Source organism: Actinoplanes sichuanensis (assembly GCF_033097365.1).
GTDB lineage: Bacteria > Actinomycetota > Actinomycetes > Mycobacteriales > Micromonosporaceae > Actinoplanes > Actinoplanes sichuanensis.
In genome coordinates, this window is the sequence record NZ_AP028461.1 from 9,429,107 (window position 1) to 9,446,808 (window position 17,702).

17 protein-coding genes and 1 tRNA gene are annotated in these 17,702 nt (G+C 69.1%); 9 read left to right on the plus strand and 9 right to left on the minus strand.

Translation table 11 applies throughout. The features are described from left to right. The first annotated feature begins 72 nt into the window (after positions 1 to 72). Positions 73 to 615 carry a phosphoribosyltransferase gene (locus Q0Z83_RS43370; protein ID WP_317789295.1) on the plus strand — a complete coding sequence of 181 codons (543 nt, stop codon included), beginning with the start codon at positions 73 to 75 and terminating at the stop codon, positions 613 to 615. Positions 616 to 625: 10 nt separating this feature from the next. Here the strand turns inward: Q0Z83_RS43370 and Q0Z83_RS43375 are convergent, their stop codons facing one another. Beyond that, entirely contained in the window at positions 626 to 904 is a 279-nt protein-coding gene (locus Q0Z83_RS43375; protein WP_317797291.1) for a YciI family protein, read from the minus strand. An 83-nt stretch (positions 905 to 987) separates the two neighbouring features. On the opposite strand from Q0Z83_RS43375, the gene Q0Z83_RS43380 reads away from it, so the two are divergent. Further along, entirely contained in the window at positions 988 to 1,467 is a 480-nt protein-coding gene (locus Q0Z83_RS43380; RefSeq protein ID WP_317789296.1) for a YcxB family protein, read from the plus strand. A gap of 192 nt (positions 1,468 to 1,659) precedes the next feature. Here the strand turns inward: Q0Z83_RS43380 and dcd are convergent, their stop codons facing one another. Then, positions 1,660 to 2,238, minus strand: coding sequence for a dCTP deaminase (gene dcd, locus Q0Z83_RS43385; protein WP_317789297.1), 579 nt, complete (start codon positions 2,236 to 2,238; stop codon positions 1,660 to 1,662). A 121-nt stretch (positions 2,239 to 2,359) separates the two neighbouring features. Here dcd and Q0Z83_RS43390 point away from each other — a divergent pair, with 121 nt between their 5' ends. The 3 genes from Q0Z83_RS43390 (at position 2,360) to Q0Z83_RS43400 (ending at position 3,772) form a co-directional block, all read left to right on the plus strand. Next, positions 2,360 to 2,866, plus strand: coding sequence for a pyridoxamine 5'-phosphate oxidase family protein (locus Q0Z83_RS43390; RefSeq protein ID WP_317789299.1), 507 nt, complete (start codon positions 2,360 to 2,362; stop codon positions 2,864 to 2,866). A gap of 106 nt (positions 2,867 to 2,972) precedes the next feature. After that, positions 2,973 to 3,046: transfer RNA gene (locus Q0Z83_RS43395), tRNA-Gly, on the plus strand. A 285-nt stretch (positions 3,047 to 3,331) separates the two neighbouring features. Beyond that, positions 3,332 to 3,772, plus strand: coding sequence for a hypothetical protein (locus Q0Z83_RS43400; protein WP_317789300.1), 441 nt, complete (start codon positions 3,332 to 3,334; stop codon positions 3,770 to 3,772). A 69-nt stretch (positions 3,773 to 3,841) separates the two neighbouring features. On the opposite strand, the gene Q0Z83_RS43405 is transcribed toward Q0Z83_RS43400, so the two are convergent. The 5 genes from Q0Z83_RS43405 to Q0Z83_RS43425 all read right to left on the minus strand — a co-directional run bounded on the left by Q0Z83_RS43405 (position 3,842) and on the right by Q0Z83_RS43425 (position 9,956). Next, positions 3,842 to 4,537 (minus strand): LamG domain-containing protein, encoded by a 696-nt coding sequence (locus tag Q0Z83_RS43405; RefSeq protein ID WP_317789301.1) that lies wholly within the window; start codon positions 4,535 to 4,537, stop codon positions 3,842 to 3,844. 336 nt (positions 4,538 to 4,873) lie between these two features. After that, positions 4,874 to 5,914, minus strand: a complete 1,041-nt coding sequence (locus Q0Z83_RS43410) for a hemolysin family protein (RefSeq protein WP_317789302.1) — start codon at positions 5,912 to 5,914, stop codon at positions 4,874 to 4,876. Next, a complete protein-coding gene (locus tag Q0Z83_RS43415) occupies positions 5,907 to 7,241 on the minus strand; it encodes a hemolysin family protein (RefSeq protein ID WP_317789303.1) in 1,335 nt (444 codons plus the stop codon). Before Q0Z83_RS43415 ends, Q0Z83_RS43410 begins: the two co-directional genes overlap by 8 nt. Before the next feature lie 125 nt (positions 7,242 to 7,366). Then, entirely contained in the window at positions 7,367 to 9,514 is a 2,148-nt protein-coding gene (locus tag Q0Z83_RS43420; RefSeq protein WP_317789304.1) for a (Fe-S)-binding protein, read from the minus strand. Between the two features lie 178 nt (positions 9,515 to 9,692). Beyond that, positions 9,693 to 9,956, minus strand: a complete 264-nt coding sequence (locus tag Q0Z83_RS43425) for a cell division protein CrgA (RefSeq protein ID WP_317789305.1) — start codon at positions 9,954 to 9,956, stop codon at positions 9,693 to 9,695. 234 nt (positions 9,957 to 10,190) lie between these two features. On the opposite strand from Q0Z83_RS43425, the gene Q0Z83_RS43430 reads away from it, so the two are divergent. The 4 genes from Q0Z83_RS43430 to Q0Z83_RS43445 all read left to right on the plus strand — a co-directional run bounded on the left by Q0Z83_RS43430 (position 10,191) and on the right by Q0Z83_RS43445 (position 14,515). Continuing rightward, entirely contained in the window at positions 10,191 to 10,952 is a 762-nt protein-coding gene (locus tag Q0Z83_RS43430; protein ID WP_317789306.1) for a DUF881 domain-containing protein, read from the plus strand. A gap of 599 nt (positions 10,953 to 11,551) precedes the next feature. Further along, positions 11,552 to 13,594 (plus strand): class E sortase, encoded by a 2,043-nt coding sequence (locus Q0Z83_RS43435; protein ID WP_317789307.1) that lies wholly within the window; start codon positions 11,552 to 11,554, stop codon positions 13,592 to 13,594. Between the two features lie 5 nt (positions 13,595 to 13,599). Next, positions 13,600 to 13,860: a hypothetical protein gene (locus Q0Z83_RS43440; protein ID WP_317789308.1), complete on the plus strand. Its 261-nt coding sequence runs from the start codon at positions 13,600 to 13,602 to the stop codon at positions 13,858 to 13,860. A 4-nt stretch (positions 13,861 to 13,864) separates the two neighbouring features. Next, on the plus strand, positions 13,865 to 14,515 hold the full coding sequence (locus Q0Z83_RS43445; protein ID WP_317789309.1) for an aminodeoxychorismate/anthranilate synthase component II: 651 nt from the start codon (positions 13,865 to 13,867) through the stop codon (positions 14,513 to 14,515). 65 nt (positions 14,516 to 14,580) lie between these two features. Here Q0Z83_RS43445 and pknB read toward each other — a convergent pair whose 3' ends face one another. Beyond that, positions 14,581 to 16,347 carry a Stk1 family PASTA domain-containing Ser/Thr kinase gene (gene pknB, locus Q0Z83_RS43450; protein ID WP_317789310.1) on the minus strand — a complete coding sequence of 589 codons (1,767 nt, stop codon included), beginning with the start codon at positions 16,345 to 16,347 and terminating at the stop codon, positions 14,581 to 14,583. Beyond that, positions 16,344 to 17,702 carry a serine/threonine-protein kinase gene (locus Q0Z83_RS43455; RefSeq protein WP_317789311.1) on the minus strand — a complete coding sequence of 453 codons (1,359 nt, stop codon included), beginning with the start codon at positions 17,700 to 17,702 and terminating at the stop codon, positions 16,344 to 16,346. Before Q0Z83_RS43455 ends, pknB begins: the two co-directional genes overlap by 4 nt.

The following is a 17,702-nucleotide window of genomic DNA, read 5'->3' on the forward strand; positions in this document are numbered from 1 at the left end:
TCTGACCTGACGTAGGTACCGCAGTCATTCGGTCGGTCCAACAAGAACGGCGCCCGGTGACAGGATGTCTGCGTGACCGACGATCTCCGTGATCTTCTCCGATCCGCCTTCCGCTGGACCGACCTCGGCCCCGGCCACGACTACATGGTCAGCGACCGCTCCGGATGGTGGCGTGACCCGCGCATCCTGGACGGTCTCGGACCGGCCCTCGCCGACCTGTTCCGAGCCGACCGGCCGACCGTCGTGGTCTCGCCGGAGGTGACCGGATTCATGGTCGGGCCCCTGGTGGCACGGGCGCTCGGGGTGGGGTTCGTGGAGGCGTACCGGGCCGGGGCGCGCCGGGCCATCGCCGAGCCGATGATCTGGGCCGACGTGCCCTCGGACCACCGCGGCGACGTGCAGCGCCTGGGCGTACGGGAGAAACTGATCGGCCCCGGCGACCGCGCCCTCGTCGTCGACGACTGGGCGGCCACCGGGGCTCAGGCTCGTGGCCTGCGCGAACTTCTCGGATCGAGGTACCTGGGCACGGCCGTGATCGTCGACGAGTGCCCGCCCGAGGTGTCGGCCGAGCTGGTGATCAGGACCCTGCTGACCGGAATGGACCTGGACCCGTAAACAAAATGGACTAGCGGGCCCGCTGGTAGCCGGCGAGAGCGCCCCGGGTCGGGTGCCAGCCGGTCGCGGTGTAGCCGGCCAGGCCCCGCACCACATACGGGTCGGTGGCCATCAGCTCCTGCGCCTCGGCCTCGGTGTCCACGTCCAGCAGGATGATGCCGCCGGTCGGCGGGTCCATCCGGCCCGCGGTGACCGCGTAGCCCGTCTTCTCCAGCTCGTCGACGAAGGCCAGGTGGTCGGCACGGGCCGCGTCGACCTCGTCGAGCGGCTTCAGGTACGTCGAAATCATGAGATACACGCCGCCAATCGTAGATCCCGTTACAGCCGCCCGGAGGGTGCCGATCAGCGGCGGGCAAAAGGTACTTTTCGGGGGTGCAGATCCAGATCACCGCGGTTGCCGACCCGGCATTGATCGCCGCCGCCACCAGGCACGGCCTCCGCCGCCCGGTCCTCGCCGCCCGCCTCGCCGGATGGGCGTTCCTGCTGGTCGCGGTGCTTCTGCTGGGCGTCACCGGGGACCTCAGCCCGGGTCTTCTAACCGGGGGCGCGGCGCTCGCCGTGATCGTGCCGGTGGTCCTGCTCAACCACACCGCGCGTGGCCTGCGCGCCGGGCGGCTCACCACCTACGAGATCAGCGAGGGCGGGGTCGCCAGCTCGGACTCGGAGGTTCGGCACGCGTACGCCTGGCGGGCCGTCCGGTCGGTCGAACAACTCTCCGGGCAGTTGCTCTTCCGACTGCGCGGCACCCGATTCCTGCCGGTTCCGACGGCCGGGCTGAGCCCGGCACAGATCGAACAGGTCCTCGGCGCGGCGTCCGCGAACGGGCTTCCGGTCCGACGAAACACCCATTAGGGGTACGGCTACCCGGATCTCCCCCACGCCGAGCGGGCCGGTCGCCCCACCCATCAGCGGCTTCCCGTCCGCCCTTCGCCTTGCAGCCTCCGCCTTCGGCCTTCGCGCCTTTCACCCTTTCGGCCTGCGCCTTTGGCCCTTGCGTCCGCCGGCTCGCCTCTCAGCGCGTCTCACCTTCCGGCGGCCCGCCCCTCAGTGCGTCGGCCAGGTGCGGAAGTTGAGCGCCGAACGGCTCGCCGTCGGCCCGCGCTGCCCCTGGTAGCGGGATCCGTAAACGGCCGAACCGTATGGGTGCTCAGCCGGGCTGGACAGCCGGAAGATGCACAGCTGCCCGATCTTCATCCCCGGCCAGAGCTTGATCGGCAGGTTGGCCACGTTGGAGAGTTCCAGCGTCACGTGCCCCGAGAACCCCGGGTCGATGAACCCGGCGGTCGAGTGGGTGAGCAGGCCGAGTCGCCCGAGACTGCTCTTGCCCTCGAGCCGGGCGGCGAGATCCTGCCCGAGAGTGATCACCTCAAGCGTGGACGCCAGCACGAACTCACCCGGATGCAACACGAACGGCTGACCATCCTCCACCTCGACCGGGGCGGTCAGCTCATCCTGCTGCTCGGCCGGGTCGATGTGGGTGTACAGGTGGTTGTTGAACACCCGGAAGAACCGATCCAGCCGAACGTCGACGCTGGACGGCTGCATGAGCGACGGCTCGAACGGCTCCAGCGAGAGGCCACCGGACTTGATTTCCGAGACCAGGTCACGGTCGGAGAGCAGCATCGCAACACCATACCGACCGTCCCCGGCGCGCTCCTGTCCGGAGCCGCACCGACCAGGCCGAAGTCGCCCGAATCGGCGTGTTCAGTGGCCGCATCGAACGTATGTTCGATAGAATGCGGGCATGGCTTCCTGGTCCGATTTCGCCGCCGCCGAGCCGGCGCTCGCCGACGGCATCCGTGCGCTCCTGCAGCAGTACGGCCCCGGCATGGGCTACCTGGCAACCATCCGCCCAGACGGCGGTCCACGCGTCCACCCGGTCTCCCCGGTCTTCACAGCCGACGGTCTCTACTGCTTCATCGTCGACTCCCCGAAACGCCGAGACCTGGAGCGCGACGGGCGTTACGCCCTGCACGCCTACCCACCGGAGGACAACGACGACGAGGCCACCCTGACCGGCCGGGCAGTCCCGGTCCGAGACACCCGGGTGATCGCGCACCTGGCCGGCACCTTGCACGCCTCTCCAGACGTCGATTGGCGCCTGTTCGAGCTGACGATCGAGACAGCCATGCTCCGCCGCCACGGCCCAGCCGGAGCGCTACCACTGGCCGCCACCCCGTTCCTGCCGGCCTACGCCCAGACCTGGCAGGCCCCCCACCCGAAACCCAACCTGTTAGCCGTGGCCAGCTGACCACCGACCCCGACACCCACTCGACAGCTGCTCGTGTCCTGGCCGCTCGCTTTTCCGGGACCGGTGCCATCGCCGACTCGGATAATCAGGTACAGTGGGGCAGCTTGCGGGTGTAGTTCAATGGCAGAACATCAGCTTCCCAAGCTGACAGTGCGGGTTCGATTCCCGTCACCCGCTCCACATACGGAAGCCCTGGTCAGGACACATGTCCTCACCAGGGCTTCCGTCGTTCCGGGCCATGCCGAAACAGCCGGGTGGATACTCGCGGCCCTTGGCTACGCTGCGGACAAGCGCCTACGGGCTGTCTTCGACGTGATGGAGAAGGACCGTAGTGCAATCAGGACCTAAGAAAGAGGGGCTGCGTTCTCCGGGGCTCGACGTCGCTAGGAGCCGGGCCGACGCCGCGGGCCACCTCCAGGACAGGAGACACCGGGAGTGAGAGCCGCCGGACGAAGGTGCGGCCTGGTGGCTCTGGCCGTCGGCGTGCTGGTGGTCGGTGCCGGATGCGACTTTCCCGACGCGACGGATGAGGCGCGTGACGCGGCCGTCGAGTCGGCTCGTCAGGGCCTGGACGACTTCCGGGACGGGTTCAGCTATCAACTGCGTCAGGCGGCTGGTCAGACCTGGACCGGTCAGCGGCTTCGCGAGGAGATCGAGCCCGGCCTGCGGGACCGCGGCAAGGATTCTCACCTGCTCGCGGTCACGGCGGACGGACGTCGAGTCACCGCGCAGTTCGCCGTGAACGGGCGAGGCGCGGGCGGCGGCGGCACATACGAGGAGTTCTCCTGGGTGACGTGCGCGTCCGTGACCGGCACACCGGCTCCGGACCGGCACCTCAGGTCGAGGCCATCCCGTGTCCCCCCGATTTCCCGCTGTCGGACGTGTGGGCACATGTCAACGAGATAGGCCCACTACCGGCGAACTGACCAGGCTGCTCGGCCGGCAGTGCGCCATCACCCGCGCGCCTGGCCGCGGTCAGTCGCCGATGGTGATGAAGACGTCGTCTATTGCTCCGGCGAACTGGTCGTTTCCGGGGGCCGGGCCCTTTCCGCCGATTCGTAGGGGCTCGGCGTTTGCGATCGAGAGCTGGGGTGGCAGCGGCACCCAGGCTCGCGGGGCGCCGTCGACGACCATGATCAGGCGGTTCAGGGTTCGGCGGCATTCCAGGTCGTGCCATCGGCCGTCGGCCACGTTGATCCACGGTTCGGCTCGGTAGATTCCGCCCCGGGCTCCGGCGATCACACAGCTGGGATGGCCCTGCCGGTGGTCGACCTGGAGTTTGTACTGGCTGACCCCACCGACCGAGTAGCCCTTCTGCAGCACGTTGGACCCGTCGGCGAGGTCCGCGTAGGTCATCCGCACCGACGCCCCGTACCGCATGGATCGCCGTCCGGGGTTGAGGCTGTCGTCGCGGAAGCCCTCCAGGATCGCGCGGGGGCAATCCCGTTCGCGCGGCAGCGTGCATCGGTCCGGGTAGGCGACGGCAAGACCGGAGCCCTGGGGTACGAGCCGGAGCGCGCCCCCGTTCTGCCCGAGGGGCCGCAGTTCGTGCCCGCCTTCGACGTCGGCGATGGGCCGGCCGACACCGGCGTCGAAGTCGTACCGGACCTCGAACGGCGACCCGGCGATGCGGATCCGGCCGGGTGTGACCGGCGCGGAGAAGGCACTCACGTTGTTGAGGAAACCTGGTACCGGCCGGCTCGGGGTGACCGCGGGCACCGGTGTGACGCGCAGTGGCGCGGGCGGACCTGATGTCGGTGGGACCGGGCTGTGCCCGAAGGGGGGAGGCGGCCCGGCGACGGACGGGGTGCGCTGCAGGATCACGGACACCCCGGTCAGGACGAGAGCCGCCGAAAGGACACCGATCGGTACAGCGCGTCGCCGAAAGTGAAGCATGTGCTTATTGTCCGGAATGAGGCCTAAGTCGCGAACCGGCGCACCGAAACGCCGGAGAACCACTCGAACGCGGTAGACCGAACCACCGAATCCGAACCGGGGTAACGCAGATCACCGCATCCGTGACGTCGGATGCGCCGCCGCGGACGATTCGCCGATCACCGCGTGCAGCACGTCGTCCAGCGTGATCACGCCGAGCGGGCGGCTCCCGTCACTGACCAGCACGATGTGCAGACGGTCGCGGCGCATGGTGAGTAACAGGTCGGCGAGGCTTCGGTCCGGCGGCACGACGGCCAGCGGACGGATCACCTCGGGCGGCACCGGTAGGCGGCGCTGTGCTCCCCCGTACCCCAGAATGTCTTTGACGTGCACGAATCCGAGGACCCGGCGGGTGTCGCGCTGGACCACCGGAAACCGTGATCGGCCGCTGCGGGTGGCGACCGCCTCGAGCGTCGCCGGTGACACGTCGGCGGCCACCGTGGTGACCCGCGACCAGGGCAGCAACGTGTCGGCGGCGGTGCGGTTGCTGAGGCCGAGCGCGGCGTGGATGCGGGCGTACTGTTCCGAGCCGAGCAGGCCCTCGCTGCGGGCCTGGGTGACCATGCCGGCCAGTTCCTCGGCGGTGAAGACCGTCTTGACCGCGTCGGTCGTCTCGATCTTCCACAGTTTCAGGATGTTGCGGGACGCCCAGCGCATCGCGTTGAGCAGCGGCTTGGTGGCGGTACAGAAGGCCAGCATGAACGGGCCGAGAATGAGCGCGGACCGCTCCGGGCCGGCCAGGGTGATGTTCTTCGGGACCATCTCGCCGACGACCGTGTGCAGGAACGTCACGATCATCAGGGCCAGCACGAACGCGATCGGGTGCACCGCGTTGTCCGGTAGCCCGATCGCATGGAACGGGCCCTCCAGCAGGTGCGCCACGGTCGGTTCGGCGATCGCGCCGAGCACCAGGGTGCAGATCGTGATGCCGAGCTGAGCGCCGGCGATCATCAGCGGGATCTGGCTCATCGCGGACAGCGCCCAGCGGGCCGCCTGCGAGGTCTCGGCGAGCGGTTCCAGAGCGGTACGCCGGGACGCGATCAGCGCGAACTCGCCGCCCACGAAGAGGCCGTTACCGACCAGCAGAACCGCGACGAACAGGAGTTCAGTCATCGGACGGCTCCGGCGGCGCGACCACGCGCACCTGCTCGATGCGGTGCCGGTCGACCTCCATCACGGTGAACTCCCACCCGTGTTCTTCAAGCGATTCCCCGGCGACCGGGATGTGTCCGAGGCGGGCGAGCAGGAAACCGGCGAGCGTCTCGTACGGCCCCTCGGGCAGCCGGAACCCGGTCTGCTCGTGCACCTCGTCCTCCCGGAGCAGCCCGTCGACCAGGAACGTCTTCTCCCCACCGGGGGCGGTCAGCTCCTGGGTACCGGTCTCGGCGAGGTCGATGTCGTACTCGTCGGCGATCTCCCCGACCAGCTCCTCGATCAGGTCCTCGATGGTGACGACACCGTCGGTGCCGCCGTACTCGTCGACCACGATGGCCAGGTCGGCGCCCGCCGTACGCAGCACTTCGAGCACCTTGTCGAGGTTGAGGCTCTCCGGCACCAGGACCGGTTCCCGGGCGAGGGTGGAGACGCGTGTCGCGGCCCGTCGCTCGGGTGGCACGCCCAGGGCGTCGTTCACCCCGACCACTCCGGTGACGACGTCGAGCGTGCTCTCGTACACCGGGAATCGAGTGTGTCCGGTTTCTCGCGCCACTGTGATGAGGTCCGCGACGCTCGCGGTGGTCTTGAGCCCGACGACGTCGACACGTGGCGTCATCGCCTTGGCCGCCCGTTTCTCGCCGAACCGGATGGTCCGGCGCAGCAGGGTGGCGGTTTCGGTGGGCAGCGCGCCGGCCGAGGCGCTGATCGCGGCGAGCAGGCCGAGCTCCTCGGGGGAGCGGGCACTGGCCAGCTCCTCCTGCGGCTCGATGCCGAGGCGACGGACCAGCCAGTTCGCGGTGCCGTTGAGCGCGGCGATCAGCCATTTGAAGACGATCGAGAAGGTACGCAGAGGTGCGGCCGTGCGCAGCGCGATCCCCATCGGGCGGGCCAGCGCCGCGTTCTTCGGCACCAGCTCACCGAAGAGCATGGAGAGCAGGGTGGCCACGACCAGGGCGAGCACATGGGTCACGGTGTCGGTGGAGTCGCCGGCGACCGGTTCCACCAGGGGGATGAAGAGCTCCGACAGGGCCGGCTCGGCAAGGTATCCGGTGAGCAACGCGGTGAGGGTGATGCCCAGCTGCGCGCCGGAGAGCTGGAAGGAGAGCTCCCGCAGGGCGGTCTGCACCCGGCGCGCCTGGCGGTCACCCGCGGTGGCGCGTGTGTCGATCTCCACCCGATCGACTGTCACCAACCCGAACTCGGCCGCCACGAAAAACGCGTTGCCCGCCGTGAGCAGCGCAAACGCCACCAACGGGAGCACCGCGGTCAGGAACAGCCCGTCCATGATCGCTTCACCTCGGACCTCATTGTGCCGGACTCGGGCCATTCGCCACCAACCGTGCGGTCACGCCCCGGGCGGAAACGACAGTGGCCGGCAGCTGAGCTGCCGGCCACTGACCATCAGAACGATCAGGCTTCCTGTTTCAGCGAGCGGAGCAGGACCGTGGCCACGTCGACCACCTCGACCTCCTCCTGCTTGCCCTTACCGGTGACGCCGTCGCCGATCATCGTGTAGCAGAACGGACATCCGACCGCGATCGTCTTCGCCCCGGTGGCCAGGGCTTCCTCGGTGCGCTCGACGTTGATCCGCTTGCCGATCCGCTCCTCCATCCACATCCGGGCGCCACCGGCACCGCAGCAGAAGGAGCGCTCCTGGTTACGTGGCATCTCGACCAGGTTCGCCGCCTCGCCGAGTACCTCGCGGGGCGCGTCGAAGACCCGGTTGTGCCGGCCCAGGTAGCAGGGGTCGTGGTAGGTCACGTCACCGTCGATCGGCTGGACCGGAGTGAGCTTGCCCTCCTTCACGAGGTGCGCGAGCAGCTGCGTGTGGTGCACGACCTCGACTTCGAGGCCGAGTTGCTCGTACTCGTTGCCGAGGGTGTTGAAGCAGTGCGGGCACGTCGCGACGATCTTCTTGGACTTCTGGCCCTCGAAGGCCTCGGTCAGCGTCTCGACGTTCTGCTGGGCGAGCATCTGGAAGATGAACTCGTTGCCGATCCGCCGGGCCGGGTCGCCGGTGCAGGTCTCGCCCTCGCCGAGGATGGCGTATTTCACACCGGCCTCGTTGAGGAGCGTCGCGACCGCGCGGGTGGTCTTCTTGGCCCGGTCCTCGAAGGCGCCGGCGCAACCCACCCAGAAGAGGTAGTCGAAGTCCTCGACCTCGCCCACCCGTGGCACCTCGAAGTCCAGCCCCTTGGTCCAGTCCTCACGGGTGTTCTGCGGGGCGCCCCACGGGTTGCCCTTGTTCTCCAGGTTGCGCAGCATCACGCCGGCTTCGGAGGGGAAGCTCGACTCGATCAGCACCTGGTAGCGGCGCATGTCGACGATGTGGTCGATGTGCTCGATGTCGACCGGGCACTGCTCGACGCAGGCGCCACAGGTGGTGCAGGACCAGAGCACGTCCGGATCGATGACGCCGTTCTCGTCGACGCCGCCGATCAGCGGGCGGTCGGCCTCGGCCAGGGCCAGGACGTCCATGTGGGCGAGCTGGGCCTCGGTGGCCTTCTCCTCACCCATCAGATCCTTACCGCCTCCGGCGAGGAGATAAGGGGCTTTGGCGTACGCGTGATCGCGCAACGACAGCACGAGAAGCTTGGGTGACAGCGGCTTGGCGGTGTTCCAGGCCGGGCACTGCGACTGGCAGCGGCCGCACTCGGTGCAGGTGGAGAAGTCGAGCAGGCCCTTCCAGGTGAACTGCTCGACCTGGTTGACACCGAAGAGGTCCTTCTCCGGGTCGGCTTCCTCGAAGTCGAGCGGCTTCCCCTCGCTCATCATCGGCTTCAGCGCACCGAGACCGGAACCGGCCGGCTTCTCCGGGCTGCGCTTGAAGTAGATGTTGAAGAACGCCAGGAAGCGGTGCCAGGCGACACCCATCGTCGGGTTCAGCGAGATGGTGATCAACCACGTCATCGAGATGCAGATCTTGATGAGCGCCATCCAGGTGGCGCCGTCCTCCCAGGCCGGGAGGATCGAGCCGACCGCGTGGCTGACCGGGGTCGCCCACAGCGGGTACTCGAAGTGGTCGCCGGCGACCTTGAAGCCCCGGATCAGGAAGCCGAAGATCAGCACGCCGACGATGACGGCCTCGACGAAGTACGCCTGCCACATGGTCGAGCCCAGGAACCGGCTCCGCTTCACCGCGCCCGGCTTGTTCCGCTGCCGTACGAAGATCAGGTAGAGGATGCCGATCGTGCCGAGGATCCCGAACCACTCGGTGACCAGGCCGAAGATCGTCCAGTGGCCGATGATCGGCAGGCCCATCGCCGGGGCCGCGACCTCGAAGTAGGCCTCCAGCACCAGCAGCGACAGGATCAGGAACGAGAACATCACGAACCAGTGGGCCGCGCCGATCGCGGACCACTTCAGCATCCTGGTGTGACCGACGGTCTCCACCAGCATGGTCTTGGTCCGGACCTTCGGCTCGGCGAACCGGGCCGGATCGGGCTGGCCCTGTCGGATCACCGCGGTGATCGTCATAACGGCACGTACCGCCAGGTAGACGGCTACCACCGTGATTGCCCCCGCTAAGACGGTGGCGACTATCTGCGCGTAGCCCATCTGCGTTGTGCCTCCTCGGTCGGCGGTGCGCCCGCCCATGTTACCCACGAGTAATAGACGGGCGCGCGCCACAGGTCAAGGGCGTGCGTCCCACGCCGAAAGCGCACCCCACGCCAGGCGGGGGTGCGCTAACTTTCGAGGATTTTCACGTATACGCGGTAAGAAAGGAAACAGCGTTTCAGCGCCAGCGTGACAGCAGGCCCAGCGACGCCACCATGCAGCCGAAGCCGACCGCAAGATTCCAGTATTCCCAGCTCGCCACCGGCCACTGCTGCTCGGACAGGTAGTAGACGACTAGCCAGGCGATGCCGACCACGATCAGGGTCACCGCACTGACGGGCACCCAGACCGGACTCGGCTTGTTGGACGCACCCTTCACCGCCGGGTTGATGTCCGACGGCGGGGTGTAGACCTTCTTCTTGCGAACCACTGACTTGGGCACGGCGATCTCCTGAGGGCAACAAGTGGTGAACAACCCACCGCTGAGCGGCTCCGGAACTCCCGAATGCTGCCCGTGGCGAATACTGTTCGACCGCTAGCGTAGTCAAGACGGTACGCAGACAGGCACCCGCCGGGGCGAGAAAATACCCCGAGCGTCTGTTCTTGAGGGGGCTGGGTGGCTTTTCGAGGGGTTGGCGGCGTTCCGAGCGACGCCGGTGGAGCCTCCTGGCAACTCGTGCTCCGGCGCGTCGCCCGCGGCCTCCGGCCACGACGCGACCGCCGCCGATCGGTCTGGTCCGCGGGGGTCCCGCTGATCGCGCTGGCGGCGGGTCTGCTGTTCACGACGTCGGCGACCACCGCAGACGGTACGGCACTCCGCGACGACCGTCGGCCGCAACTGACTCAACTGATCGCCGAGAAGCGGACCCGGCTGGCGGCCAACGAGAACAAGGCCGCTCGCCTGCTCAACGAGGTCGACCAGCAGACCGGCCGACTGGCCGAACTGGATCCACCGGCACAGAGTCAGGCCAACGCGCTGCGCCAGTCGGCCGGCTTCACCGGACTACAGGGCCCCGGCATGACCGTGACCCTCAACGACTCACCTCGGCGCGGCACCGACTTCGGCGACAACGCTCCGGACAACGACGATCTGGTCGTCCATCAGGGTGACGTCCAGGCCGTGGTGAACGCGTTGTGGGCCGGTGGCGCCGAGGCCATGACGATCATGGATCTCCGTGTGATCTCCACGAGCGCGGTACGCTGTGTCGGCAACACGCTGCTCCTTCACGGCCAGGTCTTCTCACCGCCTTTCAAGATCACCGCGATCGGCGAACCCACAGCGCTCACTCGCGCGTTGGACTCGTCAGAGGGAGTCAGGCAGTTCCGGGAGGCCGTCGCCGACTTCGGGCTCGGTTACACGGAAAAGGTGGAGAAGAACGTGACAGTGCAGGCGTACGACGGTTCGACCGACCTCCGCGCGGCGCAGGCTGTCCGGTGATGGTCCCTCCGGAGTACCCCGCGAACCCGTCCGGGTCCGGTCGGCACCGTGCGCCGGACAGCGACGCCCAGACGGCCTACATCCCACGGATCACCGACGCCGCACCCGATGGTGTCCCCGGTGGGCCGCTCGCGTCTCCGGTCGGACCCGGCGGCAACGTCGATCCCCGGCCCACTGAGCCGTCGGGGGCACCGTCCGCCGCGTCAGCGTCGTCCACCCCGCCGGCGATGTCGCCACCGTCTACCGTGTCGGCCCCGTCTCCCTCGGCCGCTTCATCTGCCCTGCTCACTCCGCCCGGTGCGGCCGAACCATTCGCTGCGGCGGGACCATTCGCTTCGTCCGCACCCTTCGCTTCGTCCGCACCCTTCGCTTCGTCCGCAGCGTCCGCTCCGTCCGCACCGGATGAGATCAGCGTCGCGGCGGCTGCGGCCCGGCGGCGGGCGGCCGAGGAGGCCGGCGGCTCGACGGCCCCCAGAAACGATCTGGGTGGCGTCACCCCCACCGCTTCCCCGGTGCGGCCTTCCGCGCCGGGCAGCGAGGCTCTCAGCGGGCCTGGCGGGTACGAACCGCGCCGTGCCGCGCCACACTCGGAACCGGTCGTGGCTCAGCCGGCCTGGAATGCGACGGTCACCGCGCCGATCGACACCTCGGTCGCCGCTTCGTTGCGGGCCGGCGCTCCGGGCTCGACCGCCGGTCCGGCTTCCTCCGGGGCGTCCGTCGCTCCCGGCCCAGCGGTCGGCCACCATGCCGCGCACAGCCACACGGCGGCCGCCAACGGCCCTCACAGCCAGACCACCGCGTCCAACGGCGCGCACGGCCAGCCTGCAGCGTCTAACGGCGCCTACAGCCACCCCGCCGCGCCTAACGGCGCCTACAGCCAGGCCGCCGCATCGAACGGCGCCTACAGCCCGGCTGCCGCACCCACTGCTGCGTACAGCTCGGTAGCGTCCGCCCCTGCTGCCGCGCACAACCCGCAGGTCGCGGACCCTGCCTACAACGCAGCCGCCGGGCACAATCCACAGACAGCGGCCCCGGCCTACAGCCCGCAGGCCTCGGACGCTGCGTACGGCACGTCGACCGCGTCGCCTGCCGCCGCCTACAACTCGTCGACCGCCACCCACAATCCACAGACGACGGCCCCGGCCTCGTACCAGCCAACGGGTGCAGTCTCCGCCGGCGCGTACAACCCGCAGGCCGCCGTTCCGACCGCTGCGCACAGCCAACCGACCACGGCCGACGCCGCTGGCCGTACCGGCGCCTACGACCACACCACCACCACCGGCGCCGCCGCAATGCCAGGCCCGACCGGCGCCTACGACCGCACCACGGCCGGTGCCGCCGCAACACCGGGACCGACCGGCGCCTACGACGGCGCGACAACCGCCTGGGCGCCGACCGCCGACCAGCAGGGACGCGCTCAGCAGGGCTGGTCGCGGGCCGAGCCCGGTTCCGGCACCACCCAACCGCCCGCTGGGACGGGATCCGGCACCGGCTGGAATCCGAGCGAGGCTGGATCCGGCACTGGCCTGCCTTCGGGGGACCGCCCGGGCGCTCCGGCGACGCCCGCCGACTGGCTGTCCGGGGGCGCGACCCCCGAGCCCGCACAGCCGTGGACGGCCGGGCCGACTCGGGATCCAAGCGTGACCGCGATCATCCGTACCGTTGATGCTCCGACCGGTCTTCTCCCGTCCGTCCCGCCGAAACCGACCGCACCCGCGGTCCCCGCACCGGGTACCGCGGCGCAGGCCGCGCGTGAGGCGGCCGGCCCGGACGCCGTACTCGGCGCCGCTTCGGTGTCCCCGGCGGCCGGCGGAGCGCCCGCCGCCGGCCTTCCGCCCGAGGCCGAGCCCGATCCGGCCGACGAGAAGGCGAAACGTGGTGAGCGGGTGGTCAAGCTGCGCCCGGAGCAGACCGACGAGGGTTACAAGAGCGTCTACTCCGAGTTGACCCGCCCGACCATCGGCTCGCGGATCCGGACCGGCATTCGCACCTCCGGCGAGCTGATGATCACTTTCGGTCTCGTGGTGCTGCTCTTCGCCGGCTATCAGGTCTTCGGCAACTCGGCCGCGGTCGACGCCGAGCAGGACACCCTGGGCTCGGAGCTGGATCAGGCCTGGGCCGACCCGACCGTGGCGCCGACCGCGAGCGCGGTGAAGGGCCCGAAGGCGCCGGGTGCCGACCTGGTGGGCCGGCTCTACATTCCCAAGCTGGACAAGAAGTGGGTGGTCGTCGACGGCGTCCAGCCCGACGACATCAGGTACGCGCCAGGCCACTACCCGGACACTGCGAAACCCGGTCAGGTCGGTAACTTCTCGGTGGCCGGCCACCGGGTCCGGAAGATCTTCTGGCGGCTCGACGAGCTGAACGACGGCGACGTCATCGGCGTCGAGACCCGTGAGAGCTGGTACATCTACCACGTCTACCAGCAAGAGGTCGTGAAGCCGAACCAGGTCGAGGTGGTCGCCGCGGTGCCCGGCAAGCCGAAGGCCAAGCCGACCAAGGCACTACTCACGCTCACCACCTGCAACCCGAAGTTCAACAACTACGAGCGGCTGATCATCCACGCCGAGCTGGTCAAGACGGTCCCCCGGGACCAGACCCTGCCCGACGCCGGTATGCCGGCCGAGATGAAAGCGTCCTGACGACGATGTACGCGTGGATCTGGCGCAAGCTGCCGGGCGGCGTCTGGAGCAAGCTGGCCATCTCGCTCGTACTGGTCACGACGGTCGGGACGCTGCTCTGGTATTGGGTCTTCCCCTGGGCCACCCCGTTGCTGCCGTTCGACGACGTGCAGGTCGAGGCCGGCACCGGGGAAGACTCCGGATCCACCATCCCGGGCGACGAGGGCCCGGACGAGGTGCCCTACGAGACCACCTCCAACCAGCCCAAGCCGAGTCCCAGCAGGTGATGACGTGCGCATTCTCGTGATCGACAACTACGACTCGTTCGTCTTCAACCTGGTTCAGTACCTGGGTCAGCTCGGTGCCGAGTGCGAGGTGCGCCGCAACGACGAGATCTCAGTCGCCGACGTGGCCGGGTTCGGCGCGGCGGGCATCCTGCTCTCACCGGGCCCGGGTGAGCCCACCCGCGCCGGGATCATGATGGACGTGATCAGGGAGTACGCCGGGAAGATCCCGATGTTCGGCGTCTGCCTGGGCCATCAGGCGATCGGCGCCGCTTTCGGGGCCACCGTGACCCGCGCGCCGGAGCTGCTGCACGGCAAGACCTCCGAGGTGCACCACAAGGGGACCGGGGTGCTGGCCGGGCTGCCGGACCCGTTCACTGCGACCCGCTACCACTCGCTCGCGGTCCTGCCGGAGACACTGCCCGCCGAGATCGAGGTGACCGGCACGACCGATTCGGGTGTCGTGATGGCGATGCGCCACCGCGAGCTGCCGATCGAGGGCGTCCAGTTCCACCCCGAGTCGGTGCTGACCGAAGGCGGCCACACCATGCTCGCGAACTGGCTGGCGTTCTGCGGTCTGCCGTCGGCGCTGGAGAAGGCTCCGGCACTGGCCGCCGAGGTCGAGATCCGCCGCCGGTCGGCCTTCGCCACTGCATAAAAGCTTCCGGTGGTACGACGAAGGCCGGCACCCGGGTGGGCGCCGGCCTTCGTGGTATCCGTCGATCAGGGTTGTTCGTCGCCGCCACCCTCGCCGGTGCCGGTCGACTCCGAGGTGCTCGGGTTCGGGTCCGGCTCGGCGATCACGGTCAGCTTGATCGTCGAGTTGCGCGCGACTTCCTTGCCCGCCTTCGTACCCTGGCTGATCACGGTGCCCGGATCGCCGTCGGCCTGCACGAACTGCGGGTCGGCGACCAGGTCCGAGGCTTCCAACAGCGCCTGCGCGGCCTCGAGCGACTTGTTCTCGACCAGCGGCACCTTGACCAGAGCGTTGTTGGACACGGTCACGGTGATCTGGGTACCCAGATCGACCTCTTGTCCGGCCTTCTCGACCTTCAGCACCCGGTCCTTCTCGGAGGCGCTGTCGATCCTCTGGACCTCGACCTCCAGGCCGAGGCTGGTCAGTTGCGCCTGGACCGCACTGAGCGGGCTGCCGATCAGGCCTTCCGGCACCTGCACCGGTTTCGGCGCGTTGCAGACCTTGTAGGTGACCGGATCAGTGGCGGTCAGGTTGGTGCCGGGATCCGGGTTCTGGTCGGTGACCGTGCCGTCGCAGTCCTTGTCCGTGTCCGGCGTCTGCGCCTTGACGTTGGTGAGACCGAGCCGGGTGAGCTCGGCCTGGGCCTGTTGGGGTGTCAGCCCCTCCAGTTTCGGCATGGAGATGGCGGTTGGCGTGTTCGCACTGGTGTCGTTGTCGTTGTCCTTCTTCGACGACGCCAGGGCGACACCGAGCACGACCACGACGAGCACCGCCAGACCGGCGACCACGGCCATCACCCAGGACGACCGGCTCTCCGGCCGCTGCGGGGCCATCGCCGCGGGGATCGGCCGCTGGATCGTGGTGGCGCCCTGCGGCGGCCACTGGTGCGGGCCGCCCTGCAGCGCCACGGTCTCGGCCTGATTCATCACCGGGGTGGCCATCACCGGACGGCCGGAGACGGCACGCAGCGCGTCGGCGCGCATCTCCTGGGAGCTCTGGTAGCGGTTCAGCGGGTTCTTGGCCAACGCCTTCAGCACGATCGCGTCGATGTCCGGCGGGACGTCGCGAACGATCGAGCTGGGAACCCGCGGCTCCTCACGAACGTGCTGGTAGGCCACGCTGACCGGGCTGTCACCGACGAACGGCGGCTGCCCGATGACGAGTTCGAAGAGGACGCAGCCCGCCGCGTACACATCGGAGCGCGCGTCGACCGACTCGCCCCGCGCCTGCTCCGGCGACAGATACTGCGCGGTGCCGATGACCGCGCTGGTCTGCGTCATGGTGGTGGCGCCGCTGGCCAGGGCCCGGGCGATACCGAAGTCCATCACCTTGACCTGACCGTTCTGCGTGATCATCACGTTGCCGGGCTTGATGTCCCGGTGGATGATCCCGTGCCGGTGGCTGAACTCCAGCGCGGCGCAGATGTCGGCGATGATCTCCAGGGCGCGGCGTGGCTGCAGCCGCTGCTCCTGGGCGAGAACCTCTTTCAGAGTCCGTCCGTTGACGAACTCCATCACGATGAACGGCAGCTTCTCGCCGGTGGCCGAGATCTCCTCGCCGGTGTCGTAGACGGCGACGATCGCTGGGTGGTTCAGGGCGGCCGAGTTCTGTGCCTCACGACGGAACCGCTCCTGGAACGTGGCGTCCCGGGCCAGATCCGTACGCAGCATCTTGATGGCGACGTCGCGACCGAGGCGCAGGTCACGCCCACGGTGCACCTCGGCCATGCCGCCGTATCCGAGCAGCTCGCCGACCTGATACCTGCCACCGAGCAGGCGGGCCTGCGCCGTCATAACGTCTGTCGTCCTTCGTTCGGTCGGATCCAGCCGAGCTGGGCATCGGCCTTTGTAAGACGGTACGACGCCACCGACACAGGGTCGACGACCACGCCCGAGCGGAGGATAGCCTCAGAGCTGCTGTGATGACCCAGCGTGCTGCTTGAGGCGGTGCTGCCGTTGCCATGTCGTAACAGGAAAGAGATGACCCCGGCGCAGAGCAGCACCAGCAGAGCCAGCACCACGGCAAGGACCACCAGCACCTGGCGCCCGAAGGAACTCTCCTGCTTGGCCGGGGGCTGCGGTTGGTACGTGTTCATCGGCGGACCCGACTGCGGCCGGTACGGCGGAGGCGCCGGCGACATCGGCTGGGAGACCGGCGGCGCGGACGGCACCGACGCCGCACCACGAGCACCGGACACCGGCCTCGGCACCGCGGCGCGCGCGGCACCCGAGGTGGGTCCACCCGACTGCGGACGGTTCGGCGGCGCGCTCGTCGGACGCGAGTTGTGCACCGGCGGTGCGGACTGTGGGGCGACCGGCTGCTGTGCGGTGGTCAGTGAGGATGCGGCCTGCCGGGCCACCGCGGCCATCGCGGAGGCGCTGGGCCAGCGAGCCCCCGGGTCCTTGGCCATGGCGCGTTCGACGATGGCGCGGACCGCGGGTGGGATGTCGGCGGGCAGTGGTCGCGGGGTCTCCCGGACGTGCTTCATCGCGATCTCGATCGGGGTGGCCCCGTCGAACGGGCGATGGCCGGAGAGGCACTGATAGGCGACGACGCCGAGAGCGTACACATCGGAGGCCGCGGTCGCGACGTCACCGGCGGCCTGCTCGGGGGAGATGTAGGAGGCCGTGCCGAGCACCGCGCCCGCGACGGTGAGCTGTCCGACGAGTGCGGAACGGGCGATGCCGAAGTCGGTGAGGACCAGGGTGCCGTTCGGCCGTACCAGAAGATTGCCTGGTTTGACGTCTCGGTGAACGATGCCGTTGCCGTGTGCCGCCTGCAACGCGTCGGCGGCCTGCGCGACAAGCGCCATGGTCCGGGCCGGGGTCAGCCGGCCGACCCGGCTCAGCGTCCGGGAGAGGGCGTCGCCCTCGACATACTCCATGACCAGGAACGCGATCTGCTGGTCACTGCCGTAGTCGTAGACGTCGACGACACCGGGGTGATTGATGGTGGCCATGGTCCGCGCCTCGCCGCGGAACCGCTCGGCGAAGCCCGGCTCGTCGAGCAGCGCGGGCAGCAGGATCTTGACCGCGACGGTCCGGCCCAGCACATCGTCCGTGCCGCGCCAGACATCGCCCATGCCGCCACCGGCGATCCGCTCCTCCAAGCGGTATCGCCCACCGAGCATGACCCCCGGCCGGATCAT